Here is a 15294-nt window from a genome sequence, read left to right as displayed (position 1 = left end):
CGAAGACTTCAACTAAAACGGTCAAGAATTTTCGACTCCCACTCTTGTAAACGACCTTCGGAAGGGGCAAGTGCCCCTCCGTCTCCGCACATGACAAATTTGCGGCAATAGAGACGAGTCGCGAAGAAGGATTCCCCATGGCTACAATCGAAAGCGATCTCTCCGAGACGCTTATCACTCTCACGTCTGACATCGTTGCAGCGCATGTGAGCAACAACAGCGTTTCAGTCGATGATGTCCCTGCTCTGATCCAGAATGTCTATGGTGCGCTCGCAAGTCTTGGTTCGGCGCCGCAGCCCGAAGAAAAGCTGCAGCCGGCTGTTTCGGTTCGCGCTTCGGTAAAGGCCGATCATCTGGTTTGCCTGGAAGACGGCAAGAAGATGAAGATGCTCAAGCGCCACCTGATGACGGATCACGGGCTTACCCCCGCCGAATATCGCGCACGCTGGAACCTGCCGGCCGACTATCCGATGGTCGCGCCCGACTATGCGGAAAAGCGTCGCGTGCTCGCCAAGGAAATCGGCCTCGGCCGCAAGCCCGGCCAGCGTCGCGGACGGCGGAAAAAGGTCGTCGCCTGATTTCGTCCGGCGGTTGAAAAAGGGCCTCGCTGCTTCCATAGTGGCGGGGCCGACTGCCCAGACAGTCGTGGCTTAGAGGCGAACCTTGCATCAACCGATAGATCTAGAAGCGCTGTGTGCTGAGAGAGGCCTCCGGATTACCGAGCAGCGGCGCGTTATCGCCCGCGTTCTTTCCGAGGCTGAGGATCATCCAGACGTCGAAGCTCTTCACGAGCGCGCGTCTTCGATCGATCCGAAGATTTCCATCGCCACCGTATACCGCACCGTGCGCCTGTTCGAAGAAGCGGGCATCCTCGATCGCCATGACTTTGGTGACGGCAGGGCACGCTACGAAGCCGCCCCGGAAGCGCATCACGACCATCTGATCGATGTCGAGACAGGGAAGGTCGTCGAATTCGTCGATCCTGAGCTCGAAGCGCTGCAGAAAGTGATCGCGGAGAAGCTCGGCTACCGGCTCGTCGACCATCGCATGGAATTGTACGGCGTCCGCATCGACCGCGAGGATTGAGGCTGGTTTTCGTTCGTAGCGGTGTCAGGTGGCTGGGCATCCTGCTCGTCTTCCTGACCATCGTTCCCCTCCATGTGCTGGTATCGCTGGTCTGGAGACGGGACGCCGTACCTCCGATCTTCCTCGGCCTGATGGGCCGCGTGGCGGGCCTGCGCATTCGCACCGAAGGCGTTCCGCGCCAGGGGGCCCTGTTTCTTGCGAACCACATAAGCTGGCTCGACATTCTCGCCCTCGCCAAGACCAGCCGAGCGATCTTCGTGGCCCATAGCGGACTTGCGGTACACGGCGGGCTCAAGTGGCTGTGCGATCAGAACGATACGGTCTTCATCACCCGCGATCGCCGAGGTTCGGTGGCCGGCCAGGTAGAGCAGGTGCGGGCCGCCCTCTCCGATCGGCCGTTGGTGATCTTTCCCGAAGGGACCACTGACGACGGAACCGCCTTGCTGCCGTTCCGAAGTTCGCTGCTTTCGGCCGTCGAGCCGCTGGCGGGCCAGGTTCCGATCCAGCCGGTAGCGCTCGACTACTCCGACGCTGCCGAAATTTCCTGGTTCGGCGACGAGCCGGGCATGGCCAACGTGCGCCGGATCCTGTCGCGCCCGGGGCGGATCGAACTGACCATTCGCTTCCTCGAGCCGCTATCGGGCGAGGCGCTGGCCAACCGGAAGACCATGACCGCTGCGGCCCAGCAGGCCATCGCGCAGGCCTTGCGCCTTCCACTCGCCGCGCAAATCCCTTAAGGGGCCAGCCCATGCGACAGACCCGCGCCCCGGAGACCTTCAGGGTCAAAAGCTTCGGCTGCCAGATGAACGTCTACGACGGCGAACGCATGGCCGAACTCCTGGCCGAGCAAGGCATGCGCGCCGCGCCCGAGGGTACGGAAGCGGACCTCGTCGTGCTCAACACCTGCCACATCCGCGAAAAGGCCGCCGAGAAGGTCTATTCGGACATCGGCCGCTTGGTGAAAGCCGGCGGTGATACTCCGCCGATGATCGCCGTCGCGGGCTGTGTCGCACAGGCCGAGGGCGAAGAGATCATGGCCCGCGCGCCGGCTGTCGGCCTGGTGGTCGGACCGCAGGCCTATCACCGCCTTCCCGCGATGATCGAGCAGGTGGTCGAGGGCAAGCGAGCCTCTGACACCGACATGCCGGCTGACGCCAAGTTCGCCGCCCTCCCCGCGCGGCGGCGCGTGGGACCGAGCGCGTTCCTGACGATTCAGGAAGGGTGCGACAAGTTCTGCACCTACTGCGTCGTGCCCTACACGCGCGGAGCAGAAATCTCCCGACCGTTCAGCGATTTGCTGCGCGAAGCGGAGACCCTGGTCGAACATGGCGCGCGCGAGATCACTCTGCTTGGGCAGAACGTCAATGCCTGGGCCGTTGATGAGGTCGGCTTCGATGGCCTGCTAAAAGAACTCGCCAAGATCCCGGAACTGCGGCGAATTCGCTACACGACAAGCCATCCCAACGACGTGACCGAGGGGCTCATCCGCGCGCATGCGGAGATCGAGAAGTTGATGCCATACCTGCACTTGCCCGTGCAGAGTGGCAGCGACCGCGTGCTCAAGGCCATGAACCGCAGCCACACCGCCGACAGCTATCTCCGCCTGCTTGATCGCTTCCGCGCTGCCCGTCCCGACCTGGCTTTGAGCGGCGACTTCATCGTCGGCTTTCCGGGCGAGACCGATGCGGAATTCGAAGAGACCCTGCGACTGGTCGACGCGGTAGGCTATGCTCAGGCGTTCAGTTTCAAGTACTCGCCCCGCCCCGGCACTCCCGCTGCGACGATGGACGGCCAGGTTCCGGGCGAAGTGATGGACGAGCGTCTCCAGCGCCTGCAGGCGGCCATCAACCGCGACCAGCTAGCCTTCAATGAAGCCAGCATCGGCAAGCGCTGCCAGGTCCTGGTGGAGCGCAAGGGCAAGAAGCCCGGCCAGTGGCTCGGCAAGTCCCCTTGGCTGCAATCGGTGCACTTCGAAGGCGAAGCCGCCATCGGCGACGTGGTCGAGGTCGACCTGATCCAGGCGGGACCGAATTCGCTTGCCGCCGTGCTCGTGCAACGTGCGGCCAGCCAAGCCGCCTGAACGGCTACTGGGCTAGATAGCCGCCATCGACCGGGTAATAGGCCCCGGTCATGAAACTGGCAGCGTCGCTCAGCAGAAAGTTCGTCAGGGCCGCGACTTCTTCCGACGTTCCCAGACGCCCGATTGGATGCAGGCCGACGAGGGCCTTGCGCGCTTCGTCGTCCATGCTGTTTTCGATTAGCGGCGTCGCGATGAAGGCGGGCCCGACTGCGTTCACCCGGACGCCCTGCGTCGCGTATTCGAGCGCCGCGGTCTTGGTCAGCCCCGCGACGGCGTGCTTGGCGGCAACATAGCCCGCCGAACCGCGCCAACCGACCGCACCAAGGATTGAGGCCATGTTGACGATGGAGCCGCCACCCGTCTTCAGCATCGCCGGAATCTCGTAGCGCAAACCGTAGAACACACCGTGGAGATTGACGTCGATCACCCGATGCCATTCGCTCAGTTCGGTGTCCCCGATGGGCGCGCTCTTGCCGCCGATGCCGGCGTTGTTGACCGCCAGGTCGAGCCGCCCAAAGGCCTGCACGGCGTAGCTGACCATCGCCTCGACCTCGTCCGCGGCGGAGGTATCGACCTTGAAGGCCTTGGCACCGCCTCCTGCCTCACTGGCCACTTCTTCGGCGCCGGCCAGATTGTAGTCCGCCACGATAACTTTGGCGCCGCGGTCGGCCAGATCACGGACGATCGCCGCGCCGATGCCGGACGCACCGCCCGTGACAATCGCAACCTTGCCGGAAAAATCCTCAGCCATGACCGATCTCCACCAATCCGATCCCCCTCCAATGATCGACAGGTAGTTTTGTTCTGTTCGTCGGCCTGAAGAGCGGAGTTTGGCGTTTTTCCACCACGGCTTTTCGCAAGCCCGCTTGCGGGCGGCCTGCAGCGCAGTATCTTCCGACTCAGACTGAAAGGAGCGCATGGCCCGTAAAGCTACTCGCGCCGGGGAACACTCGGTGCTCGCCCATCCCGAAGACCGGCGTGACGCAGCGCGCCGCGCAAGGGTTGAAGTCCTGTTCGATGAACAGGCAATGCTCGGAGCCTTGTTTGGCGAATTCGACGCCAACCTTGTCCTGATCGAAAACCGGCTCGGAGTGCTGATCGCCGCGCGCGGCAACAAAGTCGTGATCGAAGGCGCGGAGGATGACGTGGCCCGTGCCCGCGAAGTCCTCGTGGTCCTGCACGAACGGTTGCTGACCGGGGCCGAGCTCGATTCGGGCATGATCGAAGCCCTGATCGCCCGGTCCAACGAACCCACCCTCGAAGGCATCATCACCGGCGACGCCAAAGGCCCGCCGATCATGATCCGCACCCGGCGAAAGACGATCGTGCCGCGTACGGCGATGCAGGCGGACTACATGCGCCAGCTTGCCTCCCGCGACATTATCTTCGCGCTCGGCCCGGCAGGCACGGGCAAGACCTACCTCGCGGTCGCCCAGGCCGTCAGCCAGTTGATCACCGGCAGCGTTCAGCGGCTTATCCTCAGCCGCCCCGCGGTCGAGGCGGGCGAACGCCTCGGCTTCCTGCCGGGCGATATGAAGGAGAAGGTCGATCCTTACCTCCGCCCGCTCTACGACGCGCTCTACGACTGCATGCCGCCCGAACAGGTCGACCGGCGCCTGGCCAGCGGGGAGATCGAGATCGCGCCTATCGCGTTCATGCGCGGACGCACGCTCGCCGACGCCTTCGTGATCCTGGACGAAGCCCAGAACACCACCCGAGAGCAGATGAAGATGTTCCTCACCCGCTTCGGTCAGAATAGCCGGATGGTGGTCTGCGGAGACCCGAAACAGGTCGACATTCCGGGCGGTGATGCGCAAAGCGGGCTGATCGATGCGGTCAACCGTTTGAACGGCATCGACGGGATCGGGGTCACCCGGTTCTCTGTCATCGACGTGGTCCGCCATCCGGTGGTCGGTCGGATCGTCGAGGCTTACGAGGGCAAGGGCACCTGAGCCCTTCCCTCATGCGTAGGAAGCAGAGCACAGTTCGATATGGCGGAAGAGCCCGTTCCCACAGTCTTGATCGTCGCCGGCCAACGACTCGGTAAAGTCGATCCCCTCGCCGCCAAGTACGGTATCGAACACAAGTGCTTGGTCCCGCTGCTGGGGCGGCCGTTGATCGGCTACGTGTTCGATGCGGTCGACGCGGCATTCCCGACCGCGCCGATCATCGTTTCGATCAACGATCCGCAAGCGCTCGACAACGAACCGGAAGCGCGCCGCTTCTTTGACGCCGGACGACTGAAGGTCGTGACCTCCGCGAACAACCTGCTCGAGAGCGTGTTCGCAGCGACAACGGACATCACGTACCCCCTGCTCGTCACGACAGGCGACAACGTGCTGATGACCCCCGAGGCGCTGCGCGGCTTCCACGAATACGCCTTGCATGAAGACGCCGATTGCGCGGCCATGTTCGCCCGCAAGGAGGACATTCTGGCCGCACATTCAGAGGGCCAGCCGCGCTTCTGGAAGTTCCGCGACGGAGAGTTCTCCGGCTGCAACACGTTCTGGATGAAGGACGCCTCGGCCATGAAGGTGGGTGAGATCTTCCGTGGCGGCGGGCAGTTTCTCAAGTTCCCCAAGCGCTTCATCGCGGCGTTCGGCCTGCTGAACCTGATCGGCTTCCAGCTCAACCTGTTCAACGTCAAGCGCATGCTCTCCCGCGTTTCCAGCCGGTTCGGGAAGAAGGTCGTAGCCCAGATCACCGATGACGGACGGCACGCCATCGACGTCGACAACGAGTTCAGCCACGCCGTGGCCGAGCGCCTGTTGCGCGCCAAGGGCACGCCTGACCTCGCCGCCTGATGGACCTTGAGATCGACATCGAGGAACCCTGGCCGGAAGGTCGGTGGGAAGCCTTGGCCTCGAGTGCGGCAGAGGCGGCTGCGGCGGTAGCGCCTGAACTGGCGAACGAACGCTTGTCGGCCAGCCTGCTGTTCACGTCGGACAGCGAAATCCACGAACTCAATCGTGACTGGCGCCAGCGGGACAAGCCCACCAACGTCCTCTCCTTCCCCATGCTCGAGCGGGAAGACTTGCTTGACCTGGAGCACGTGGGCCCACCCGAACTGCTGGGAGACATCGCCCTCGCCCACGAAACATGCGCTCGCGAGGCCGCGGAAAAAGGCGTTTCGCTAGAGGCTCACGCGACGCACCTGATCGTTCATGGCCTGCTGCACCTCGCCGGTTACGATCACGAAATCTCGCCGGAAGATGCCGATGCGATGGAGGCGCTGGAAATAAAGGCGCTTGCGATGTGCGGTATCGCTGACCCATATGGGGACCGCGACACAGAACAAGGAAAGCAAGAGGGCGATGCCCGATAATTCCAAACCGGGCGAATCCAGTACGGGAGACGCGGACAGTAGACGCGGGCTCTGGCACGCGATCCGGAGCTTTTTCGACGAAGGCGAAACCTCTCTGCGGGCGCAGATCGAGGAAGCGCTCGACGAACACGAAGACGAGCAGTCAGGCGGGGACGTCCGCCCTTCCAAGAGCGACATGTCGCCGGTGGAACTCACCATGCTCCGCAACCTGTTGCACTTCAGCGAGCACGATGCCGACGACGTGGCGATCCCGCGCGGTGAAATCATCGCCGTGTCGGCGGACGCCACCTGGGACGAGTTGGTCGGCCTGTTTGCCGAACACGGTCATTCGCGCCTGCCGGTCTACCGCGAGACGCTCGACCAGGTAATCGGCATGATGCACCTCAAGGACGTGTTTCCGTTCCTCGCCAACGGCACGCCTCCGCCTTCCGACTGGACCACGCTAATGCGCCAGCCGCTCTACGTGCCGCAGGCGCGCGGGGCGCTCGATGTGCTGGCGGACATGCGTTCTCGCCGCATCCACCTGGCGATCGTGGTGGACGAGTTCTCCGGCACCGACGGGATCATCACTATCGAGGACCTGGTCGAGGAGATCGTCGGCAATATCGAAGACGAGCATGACGAAGCTCCGATCGAACTGGTGGTGCCGATCGGCGAAGGCATGTGGGATGTCGATGCCCGCGCCGAGCTCGACGATGTCGCCCGCACCATAGGGGATCCGCGTATTGCCGAGGTCGACGAAGCCGTCGATACGCTCGGCGGCCTCGCGACCATTCTCGCGGAGCAGGTGCCCGAAGTGGGGGCCGTGCTGCGCCACCCCAGCGGTTGGTGCATCGAAGTGACCGGAGGCGACGAGACCCACGTCACTCGGTTGCGTTTACATCAACCTGACGAGGCCGAAGCGGAAGTGGACGAATGATACGCCAAAGTAATTGGCCTTGCAGTTCAGCTTTTTCCTCAACTTGCTTTCAAATCGGCTCGACACGAGTTGCATTTTTCTGAACAGAAGGACTGATGCGCCGCCTGCCCCCTCTTCGCGCGCTTGAAGCGTTTGTGCGCGTGGTCCGCCTCGGTTCCGCGCGGGCGGCGGCCAATGAGCTTGGCCTGAGCCCGTCGGCGCTCTCGCGCCGCATCGGCAACCTCGAAGAGTTCACCGGCCGCAAGCTGTTCTCCCGCACGGGCCAGACCATGCGCCTGACTGACGAAGGCCGGCAGTTCTACGACAACGTCGCCCCGCACCTCGAAGCGCTCGCGGTGGCCGTGCAGGCGCAATCGGAAAACCTGCAGCTGCTGCGCCTGCGTCTCGGCGTGCTTCCGCTGTTCGGCACGCAGCGGCTGTTCCCGCGGCTGCCCGAGCTCCGTGGGCTCCATCCGCGTCTGCACATCGACATCGACACCGGCCCGCATCTGATCGACCGTGTCGGCGATACGCTCGACGCGGCGATCCTGCTGACGACCGATCCGGGTCCGGGGTTTCATTCGGTGCAGCTGGACCAGAACACCGTCCACGCCATCTGCAGCCGCACCGTGGCCGATGAGCTGGGCCCCGCACCCGATATCAAGGCGCTGAGCAAGCAGACTTTCCTGATCCACACCGACATGCCGCTCAGCTTCGACGCGTGGAAATCCGCGCTCGGCTTTCAAGCACTGCAGCCGCAGGCGATCGACCACTACGATTCCGGCCAGCTGATCCTCGAGGCCGCGGCCCAGGGTCTCGGCATCGCAGTGATGCACGACGATCACCTCAAGCGGAACAACGACCCCCGTCTTGCCAAGCTGTACGACGTCCGCATCGACAGTCCCTACAGCTACTGGTTCGTCTGCCGGCCCGTCGATCTCGACAGCCGGCCCGTGCGCCTTTTTCACGATTGGCTCGTGGAAGCAGGATTGTAGGATACCGCCGCCATTCACCGGCCAGAAGCGCCGGTAGGTTCAGGAGAGGAAAGCCCCGTGAAACTGAAATTCGCCTTGCTGGCCGCCGCGTTGGCGCTCAGCCCCGCCACCGGTCAGGCCCAGATGCGCGCGCTGAGCGATCCTGTCGTTGGCCATCCCAACCCGGAATCGCTGTTCACCAGTTCCGACCGCAAGCTCCACCGCAACAAGCAGACCGCGCTGCGCATCCAGCGCGAACTGCTCAAGTGCAACGAGTGGGCCCGCGCCGGGGAATGGCTGACCGATCGCTACATCCAGCATAACCCGGTCGCCGCCTCGGGCCTCAAGGGCGTGCAGGACTACTTCCTCAACGTCGCCAAGCGCACGCCGACCGTGCCCTGCCCCGCGCTCAGCGCCAACGATCCCAATGCGGTGGTCGCGGTGACGGCCGAGGGTGACTACGTGACCATCCTCACCAAGCGCATCGTCCCTTACGCCGATGACCCGAGCCAGAGCTACACCACCACCTGGTTCGACACTTGGCGTTTCGTCGACGGCAAAGCCGACGAGCATTGGGATCCGGCAACCCTGCCGACGGGCCCCGCGCCCCAGGCCGCAGCGCCTGCCACGCATACCGGAACCGAAGAGGACCGCGCCGCCATCAATGCCCTGATGTGGCGCTATGACCGCTCGCTCGATCACTATGATGCCGAAGCCTATGCCGCCAATTTCACGCCGGACGGCGCGTTCGGACAGGTCAAGGGTCACGACGCCCTGCGCAAGATGATCACCGACCTCGTCGCCGGCCAGGACAAGCGCCGGGCGGAAGGCGCGACCATCGGCAAGATGCATCACTTCACAATGAACCAGTGGCTCGAGTTCACCGGGCCCACGACTGCCCGCTATCACTACTACCACCAGACCGTGTTCGGTACCGGTGGCGCCATCGGCAGCCCCACGGCTCCGGTGATGGCTGCGGCCGGTCAGGGCGTGGACGATCTCGTGAAGGTCGATGGCAAGTGGTACATCAAGTACCGCAACGTCGCTCCGACGCGCGAGCAGGAATAAGCCTCGCAGGCTGACCGAGGATCGAGGGGCGCCGTGAGGCGCCCCTTTTTCGTTCGGCGCCCCTTCGTCGTCGCCTCACCTTGCTGTAGATTCGGCCGGTACGCGAACGGAGGCCCCCCCCATGTTCGATTCGCTGGCCAATCTCGGAACCGCTCAGACGGTCCGCACTTCGACACTGCCACTCCAACTCGCGGCTCCTGCGCCGGCTCTGGAGTTATTCCTCGAACCGCCCCGAGAAAGGAACGCCGCGCTCGACGCGTTCTTCTACAATCTCGGGAACCTCACCCATGACGAGGCGCATGGCCTGGCTCTGCGCTATGCGGCTGAGGGTGCGATCCTTGAGGTCAGCCCTAGCGCCACTCCCTCGATCGAGGTTTGGCGCGGCCGCGAAGCCTATGGAAACCGTGCGGGTAATTATGCCGCGCTCGTGGTGGCCGGCGTTGGCAGCTCAGCGCTCGGCACTGCGGCCTTTGCCCGCGATGTCGCCAACGCCGCCGGGGAGCCGGTGCTGGCGGTCGTGTCCGGATATGGACTTGCCGACCTCGTCTCGGAAGCAATGGGCGGCTGGTTCCTATTCCGAGCGCTCAACTCTGCCAGGCATCTGTTCGAGTGGATGGACGACTTGCGTCTTGCCCGCGATCCTGACCCAGCGGTGAGCCCGACGATGGGCACTATCCTGAATAACCCGATGAGCCTCGCCCGCCTCAGCGAGGACGTGCGCACCGTGCTCCATCTGTTGTCAGGGCCAACCCGGTTCCGCTGGCTGATCGGCCACTCGAAAGGCAACCTCGTCCTCTCCGAAGCGCTCTATGCGCTAGAGGCGGACGAGCCCGCGATCTTTGGTGAAGTGCGCCACGCCACCAACATCGTCACTATCAGCGCCAAGGTCGAGATGCCGCGAGGATTCGAGCGGATCATCGACGTCATGGGTGAGCTCGACAATTTCGGCGAGCTCAACTCCATCAATTTCCCCAATGCCATCGAGACGGACGTACCCGTCCCGATGGCGTGGCATCATACGAACACCGAGTGGCCCTATCACCTGCCGGTGACGGATACCCTGCGTCCGATTATCGGGGTCTGAGCAGCTCGCTCAGCTAACGGTCGCCTTGACGATCTTGCCCGGCTGCCGCGGCGGTTCGCCCTTGGGCAGCGCGTCGATGTGTTCCATGCCGCTCTCGACCTGGCCCCATACGGTGTACTGCTTGTCGAGGAAGCGAGCGTCGTCGAAGCAGATGAAGAACTGGCTGTTGGCGCTATCGGGCACCTGGGTGCGGGCCATCGAGCAAGTGCCACGCACGTGCGGCTCCGAGTTGAATTCGGCCTTGATGTCGGGCCGGTCGGAACCGCCCATGCCGGTGCCGGTCGGGTCGCCGCCCTGGGCCATGAAGCCCGGGATCACGCGGTGGAACACCACGCCGTCGTAAAAGCCTTCCTTCGCGAGCTCGGTGATGCGCTCGACATGGCCGGGCGCGAGGTCCGACCGCAGCTTGATCACCACATCTCTGGCCTCTCCATCGCCCGTATCGAGGGTGAAGGTCAGCTTTTCGTCCGCCATTGGGTATCTCCTGAAAGTTGTGGGCGGGATATAGTCTTATAGCCAAGGATGTCACCCGCCCGCTTTGCTTTTGCGCCCTACGAGAATAGGGCCGAATCATGGCCGAACACGATCTCACCGAGCTTGAACAGGAGGCACCGCGCGATGACGGTGCCGAGCTCGATGAAGAGAACCGGTTGAAGCCCCAGTTCGTCAACAATGTCATCGACGCGCTCGACCAGGGTGACGAGGGCCGCGCTTACGAACTGGTGGAGCCGCTCCACCCGGCCGACATCGCCGACTTGTTCGAACTGCTCGAACGCGACCAGCGCCGCCGCCTTGCCGCCGCGATCACCGACCTCCTGACCGGCGAAGTCATCGCCGAGCTCAACGATTACGTCCGCGACGACATGATGGAGGCGCTGCCCGCCGCTGCCGTCGCCGAGATCGCCGAACAGCTCGACACCGATGACGCCGTCCAGCTGATCGAGGACCTCGAGCCCGAAGATCAGCGCGCCATTCTCGCCGAGATGGAGCCGGAAGACCGCGCGGCGATCGAAAGCGCGCTGTCCTATCCGGAAGAGTCCGCCGGCCGCCTGATGCAGCGCGAGCTGGTGGCGGTGCCCGAGCACCTCACCGTCGGCGACCTGATCGATTACTTGCGCGAGCATGAAGAGCTGCCCACCGAATTCTGGGAAGTCTTCATCGTCGACCACACCCACAAGCCGGTCGGCACCTGCCAACTCAGCTGGATCCTGCGCACGCCGCGGCAGATTCCGTTGGCCGACGTGATGAAGCGCGACCAGACGCTGATCCCAGTGACGATGGATCAGGAAGAAGTCGCGCTACGGTTCCAGAAGTACGCCCTGATCAGCGCCGCCGTGGTGGACGAGGACGGCCGGCTGGTCGGCCAGATCACCGTCGATGACGTGGTGCACATCATTCAGGAAGAAGCCGACGAGGACGTCATGCTTCTGTCCGGCGCGGGCGAAGGCGACATCAACGAGCCGATCCGCGAATCCTATCTGGCGCGCGTGCGCTGGCTGATGGCGAATCTCATCACCGCCTCGCTCGCTTCGTTCGTGATCTACCGCTTCGAGGGAGTCCTCGCGCAACTCATCACGCTCGCCGTGCTGATGCCGATCGTCGCCGGGATCGGCGGCAACGCCGGGACGCAGACCCTGGCCGTGACAGTGCGCGCGCTGGCGACCAACCAGCTAACTTCCAGCAACAGCTGGCGCGCGGTGAGGCGCGAGCTTTCGATAGCTCTGCTCAACGGGGTCAGCCTTGCCCTCGTGACCGGCACGGCGGTCAGCATTCTCTTCGCCGACTGGAGCCTTGGGCTCCCGGCTGGGATCGCCTGGCACCTCGGCCTGGTGATCGGCCTGGCCATGATGGCCAACATTCTCATCGCCGGGATGGCCGGCGTGGTCGTACCGCTGACCATCGAGCGCTTCCGCGCCGACCCGGCCATTGCCTCCTCCATCTTCGTGACCATGACGACGGATTCGATGGGCTTCCTCGTCTTCCTCGGCCTGGCGGTAGCGACCGGGCTGGTCGGCTGATTTGCCATGCCGCTGAGCATGACCAAGATCGCCTATCGCTCGGGCAGCATCGAGAACCTCCGGCAATGGGTCGAAGCCGGGCCCGAAGCGCTGATGACCACGCGCTACCTGCCCAAGCGGCATGAAGAGATGATCGGCGGCTCGCTCTACTGGATCATCGAGCACGCCATCGTCGCCCGCAGCGAGATCCTCGGCTTCGAGCAGCGCCCCGACGCGCGCTGGACCATCCGCCTCGCCCCGAAGCTGATCCTGGTCCACCCCCGCGCCAAGCGCGCGCACCAGGGCTGGCGTTACCTCGAAGAAAAGAACGCGCCCGAAGATCTGGCCGAGGGCGAAATCGCCAGCGATGCGATGCCCGGCCGGTTGGTGCGCGAGCTGAGCAAACTGGGGCTGGCCTGAAGAGGTTAATTTCCGCGCAACCATTTGCCACGGGCCTGTAACAATCCTCTGCCAGCGCGACCGATAGTTACGGGACGCAAACGCCGGGGGTCAATGATGAGCGAGATGGTTCCGGCGCAGACGGGCGCCGCATCTACGCGCCTGCACGGCGTAGTCGTGCTCTCCCCACGAGATGCCCTGCTCGCCACGTTGAAGGATCGCCTGGCACGGCCTTGGCGCGATGCACGCAAGTCGCTCGCGGCCCGTATCGGGTTGGCCGCGGCGGGCATGACCGCGCTGCTGGTGATCCTTGGCCTGATTGTCGGCCTGGCCATGTTTGTCCTTGCTGCCAGCACCGGGCGGGCACGCGTCCTGAACGAAGCGGCCCTTGCCTCAGCCGAACTGACCTCGAGCATCGCCGACAGCCGCTACTACGCATCGCGCTACGCCGCGACGGGCGAGCCCGGCGAGATCGAGCGCGCTCGCCAAACCCTGGCACGGGCCAAGGAACGTCTGGAGCTGGCGCGCGAGAGGTCGCTCAATACCGATGGCCAGGCGGTCGAGGCGATGGAGTGGCTTCGCTACCAGGTCGATGGCTTCGAAAACGAACTCGGCGCGCTGAAGAATTCGGTCAGCCGCTATGGTCCTTCGGCAAGTGGCAATGCCCTCGCCAAGGCCATCGACGTCAGCGGCGAACAACTGGCCGAGCAGGCACGCCCAGTCGAAAAACGGCTGGCCGGAGCTTCGGAGACCACGGCGGCTGATGTTTCCAGCCTGGGCTGGCAATTGGCCATCGCCGTAGTCGCGCTTCTGGTCGTCGGCATCGCGATCACGGTGGCGGGCGCTCGCTTCGTCACCCGAACGACCTCGCACTCGATCCGCGAGATCACCGGCGCCATGAGCGCACTGGCCAAGGGCGACCGCAGCGTGGCCGTGCCCGGCACCGCGCGCGAAGACGAGATCGGCGAAATGGCCCGCGCTCTCGCCGTGTTCCGCAAGAGTGCGCAGGACCTGGCCGCCTTGCAGGAAGAGGCTGCTCAATCCGCACGCGAGGAGCTGGTGCGGCAGGAAGTCGAACGCGATCGCAGGGTTCGGCTGATGCACGAGGTCGCTTCGCAGTTCGAACATACGGTCGGAGACGTCGTTAGCGGGGTCGCCACGGCTTCGCAGCAACTGGAATTGACCGCCAGCTCGATGGTCGCCACGGCCAACCAGGCGGCGCAAGTTACCGGGGACGTTTCCCGCTCGATCCAGCAGTCGACCGGCAGCATGACGGCCGCGGCCGCGGTGAGCGACCAGTTCGCGGCGTCGATCGGCGAGATCAGCCAGCAGGCGGCCAGTTCCGCCGAAAGGGCGCAGGACGCGCGGCGGATCGTCCAGGGCGCGGACGCGATCATCGCCGCCTTGGCGACCTCTACGAGCGAGATCGAGACCATCGTTGGCATGATCGACGGGATCGCCCAGCGAACCTCGCTCCTCGCCCTCAACGCCTCGATCGAAGCAGCACGCAGCGGCGAGGCCGGGCGCGGCTTTGCGGTGGTGGCGGGCGAGGTGAAAGCTCTCGCCCGACAAACCAGCGATGCGACTGGCGACGTGGCGGACCGCATCCAGGCGATCCAGAACGCGACCGGCGAAAGCATCGCCGCGCTGCGTCAGATCGCCGAACAGGTTCACATGCTCGAGGGCAGCGCCGTGGCAATCGCGCAATCGGTCGACGAGCAGATGATGGCGAGCAAGGAACTGGCCAACAATCTCGCCCGCGCCGCGAACGGCGCGGACCAGGTCGGCTACAACATGGGCCAGGTCAGCGAGACGGCGGACTCGACCGGAGCGGCATCAGCGCAAGTGCTCGATGCCGCGAGCGACCTCCATCGCCAGGCCGAAGTGCTGCGCGGGCAGGTCGACGATTTTCTCGGCTATATCCGGGCAGCCTGACGGCGATTTTGGCGGCAATCGTCAGATCGGAGGCGTGCTCGTTAGCCGACAGACCAGAACGCGTCCTCGGCGGCCTGATCGTCGGAGAACAACCAGACTTCCTGGATCTTGCCGTTCTCGATACGCAACACGTCGATGCCTGCCATTGACATGGCCTTTCCGGCGGCCGTGGCCGAGAACTGCAGCGTTACGGCCACATGATTGCCGTTACCGAGAATGTTGCCAATGCTGTCGAACTTGAACGTGCCTTGGCTGCGTTCCATGAATTTGCCGAGCAGTCCGAACACGGCATCGCGGCTGTTGTAGGTGCCGGAAAGATCGCTGGAACCTGGCTGGTGCCAAACCAGCGTTTCGCTCAGCAGTTCGGGGAGTTTCGCCAGATCACCGCTGGCGATTGCGTCGAAGTAATTGCGAACGATCTTGATGTTTTCATTACTCATTTCATAGG

The 15294-nt window shown here is 64.1% G+C and carries 17 protein-coding genes; 14 read left to right on the top strand and 3 right to left on the bottom strand.

Translation table 11 applies throughout. The features are described 5' to 3' along the window. Positions 1–137 precede the first annotated feature (137 nt). The 4 genes from ASD76_RS02180 to miaB all read left to right on the top strand — a co-directional run bounded on the left by ASD76_RS02180 (position 138) and on the right by miaB (position 3166). The gene (locus ASD76_RS02180) at positions 138–578 is read left to right on the top strand and encodes a MucR family transcriptional regulator (protein ID WP_055917839.1); all 441 of its coding nucleotides are present in this window, start codon (positions 138–140) and stop codon (positions 576–578) included. 85 nt (positions 579–663) lie between these two features. Next, on the top strand, positions 664–1086 hold the full coding sequence (locus tag ASD76_RS02175) for a Fur family transcriptional regulator (protein ID WP_055917836.1): 423 nt from the start codon (positions 664–666) through the stop codon (positions 1084–1086). Beyond that, complete coding sequence (locus ASD76_RS02170; RefSeq protein ID WP_082553561.1) at positions 1083–1823, top strand: lysophospholipid acyltransferase family protein; 741 nt, start codon at positions 1083–1085, stop codon at positions 1821–1823. The genes ASD76_RS02175 and ASD76_RS02170 overlap by 4 nt, the downstream gene beginning before the upstream one ends. A gap of 11 nt (positions 1824–1834) precedes the next feature. Then, positions 1835–3166, top strand: coding sequence for a tRNA (N6-isopentenyl adenosine(37)-C2)-methylthiotransferase MiaB (miaB, locus tag ASD76_RS02165; protein ID WP_055917833.1), 1332 nt, complete (start codon positions 1835–1837; stop codon positions 3164–3166). A gap of 4 nt (positions 3167–3170) precedes the next feature. Here the strand turns inward: miaB and ASD76_RS02160 are convergent, their stop codons facing one another. Next, a complete protein-coding gene (locus tag ASD76_RS02160; RefSeq protein WP_055917830.1) occupies positions 3171–3917 on the bottom strand; it encodes an SDR family NAD(P)-dependent oxidoreductase in 747 nt (248 codons plus the stop codon). 166 nt (positions 3918–4083) lie between these two features. Between ASD76_RS02160 and ASD76_RS02155 the strand changes: the two genes are divergently transcribed. The 7 genes from ASD76_RS02155 (at position 4084) to ASD76_RS02125 (ending at position 10515) form a co-directional block, all read left to right on the top strand. Next, the gene (locus tag ASD76_RS02155; protein ID WP_055917827.1) at positions 4084–5118 is read left to right on the top strand and encodes a PhoH family protein; all 1035 of its coding nucleotides are present in this window, start codon (positions 4084–4086) and stop codon (positions 5116–5118) included. A 39-nt stretch (positions 5119–5157) separates the two neighbouring features. Then, positions 5158–5970: a nucleotidyltransferase family protein gene (locus ASD76_RS02150; RefSeq protein WP_055917824.1), complete on the top strand. Its 813-nt coding sequence runs from the start codon at positions 5158–5160 to the stop codon at positions 5968–5970. Further along, positions 5970–6491 (top strand): rRNA maturation RNase YbeY, encoded by a 522-nt coding sequence (gene ybeY, locus ASD76_RS02145; protein ID WP_055917821.1) that lies wholly within the window; start codon positions 5970–5972, stop codon positions 6489–6491. The genes ASD76_RS02150 and ybeY overlap by 1 nt, the downstream gene beginning before the upstream one ends. Beyond that, positions 6481–7410 (top strand): hemolysin family protein, encoded by a 930-nt coding sequence (locus tag ASD76_RS02140; RefSeq protein WP_055922818.1) that lies wholly within the window; start codon positions 6481–6483, stop codon positions 7408–7410. Before ybeY ends, ASD76_RS02140 begins: the two co-directional genes overlap by 11 nt. A 95-nt stretch (positions 7411–7505) precedes the next feature. Next, entirely contained in the window at positions 7506–8384 is an 879-nt protein-coding gene (locus ASD76_RS02135; RefSeq protein ID WP_082553560.1) for a LysR family transcriptional regulator, read from the top strand. Between the two features lie 57 nt (positions 8385–8441). Further along, entirely contained in the window at positions 8442–9431 is a 990-nt protein-coding gene (locus ASD76_RS17790; RefSeq protein WP_082553559.1) for a nuclear transport factor 2 family protein, read from the top strand. 121 nt (positions 9432–9552) lie between these two features. Further along, complete coding sequence (locus ASD76_RS02125) at positions 9553–10515, top strand: hypothetical protein (RefSeq protein WP_055917818.1); 963 nt, start codon at positions 9553–9555, stop codon at positions 10513–10515. Positions 10516–10524: 9 nt separating this feature from the next. Here the strand turns inward: ASD76_RS02125 and ASD76_RS02120 are convergent, their stop codons facing one another. Further along, positions 10525–10989 (bottom strand): peptidylprolyl isomerase, encoded by a 465-nt coding sequence (locus ASD76_RS02120; RefSeq protein ID WP_055917815.1) that lies wholly within the window; start codon positions 10987–10989, stop codon positions 10525–10527. A 98-nt stretch (positions 10990–11087) separates the two neighbouring features. Here ASD76_RS02120 and mgtE point away from each other — a divergent pair, with 98 nt between their 5' ends. The 3 genes from mgtE to ASD76_RS02105 all read left to right on the top strand — a co-directional run bounded on the left by mgtE (position 11088) and on the right by ASD76_RS02105 (position 14846). After that, a complete protein-coding gene (gene mgtE, locus ASD76_RS02115) occupies positions 11088–12533 on the top strand; it encodes a magnesium transporter (RefSeq protein WP_055917812.1) in 1446 nt (481 codons plus the stop codon). Between the two features lie 6 nt (positions 12534–12539). Beyond that, the gene (locus tag ASD76_RS02110; protein ID WP_055917809.1) at positions 12540–12932 is read left to right on the top strand and encodes a DUF1489 family protein; all 393 of its coding nucleotides are present in this window, start codon (positions 12540–12542) and stop codon (positions 12930–12932) included. Between the two features lie 96 nt (positions 12933–13028). Continuing rightward, a complete protein-coding gene (locus ASD76_RS02105; protein ID WP_162249630.1) occupies positions 13029–14846 on the top strand; it encodes a methyl-accepting chemotaxis protein in 1818 nt (605 codons plus the stop codon). 41 nt (positions 14847–14887) lie between these two features. Here ASD76_RS02105 and ASD76_RS02100 read toward each other — a convergent pair whose 3' ends face one another. Further along, positions 14888–15286 (bottom strand): nuclear transport factor 2 family protein, encoded by a 399-nt coding sequence (locus ASD76_RS02100; protein ID WP_055917803.1) that lies wholly within the window; start codon positions 15284–15286, stop codon positions 14888–14890. Positions 15287–15294 lie beyond the last annotated feature (8 nt).

The organism is Altererythrobacter sp. Root672 (assembly GCF_001427865.1).
In the GTDB taxonomy this organism is placed as follows: Bacteria; Pseudomonadota; Alphaproteobacteria; order Sphingomonadales; family Sphingomonadaceae; genus Croceibacterium_A.
Note: the sequence above shows the minus strand (reverse complement) of the source record. Positions and strands in the feature narration are given on the sequence as shown.

Coding starts and splice junctions, on each gene's coding strand:
- ASD76_RS02135 (WP_082553560.1), top strand. CDS start 7,506: ATGCGCCGCCTGCCCCCTCTTCGCGCGCTTGAAGCGTTTGTGCGCGTG.
- ASD76_RS02105 (WP_162249630.1), top strand. CDS start 13,029: ATGAGCGAGATGGTTCCGGCGCAGACGGGCGCCGCATCTACGCGCCTG.
- ASD76_RS02110 (WP_055917809.1), top strand. CDS start 12,540: ATGCCGCTGAGCATGACCAAGATCGCCTATCGCTCGGGCAGCATCGAG.
- ASD76_RS02100 (WP_055917803.1), bottom strand. CDS start 15,286: ATGAGTAATGAAAACATCAAGATCGTTCGCAATTACTTCGACGCAATC.
- ybeY (WP_055917821.1), top strand. CDS start 5,970: ATGGACCTTGAGATCGACATCGAGGAACCCTGGCCGGAAGGTCGGTGG.
- ASD76_RS02125 (WP_055917818.1), top strand. CDS start 9,553: ATGTTCGATTCGCTGGCCAATCTCGGAACCGCTCAGACGGTCCGCACT.
- ASD76_RS02180 (WP_055917839.1), top strand. CDS start 138: ATGGCTACAATCGAAAGCGATCTCTCCGAGACGCTTATCACTCTCACG.
- ASD76_RS02120 (WP_055917815.1), bottom strand. CDS start 10,989: ATGGCGGACGAAAAGCTGACCTTCACCCTCGATACGGGCGATGGAGAG.
- ASD76_RS02160 (WP_055917830.1), bottom strand. CDS start 3,917: ATGGCTGAGGATTTTTCCGGCAAGGTTGCGATTGTCACGGGCGGTGCG.
- mgtE (WP_055917812.1), top strand. CDS start 11,088: ATGGCCGAACACGATCTCACCGAGCTTGAACAGGAGGCACCGCGCGAT.
- ASD76_RS02140 (WP_055922818.1), top strand. CDS start 6,481: ATGCCCGATAATTCCAAACCGGGCGAATCCAGTACGGGAGACGCGGAC.
- ASD76_RS02155 (WP_055917827.1), top strand. CDS start 4,084: ATGGCCCGTAAAGCTACTCGCGCCGGGGAACACTCGGTGCTCGCCCAT.
- miaB (WP_055917833.1), top strand. CDS start 1,835: ATGCGACAGACCCGCGCCCCGGAGACCTTCAGGGTCAAAAGCTTCGGC.
- ASD76_RS02150 (WP_055917824.1), top strand. CDS start 5,158: ATGGCGGAAGAGCCCGTTCCCACAGTCTTGATCGTCGCCGGCCAACGA.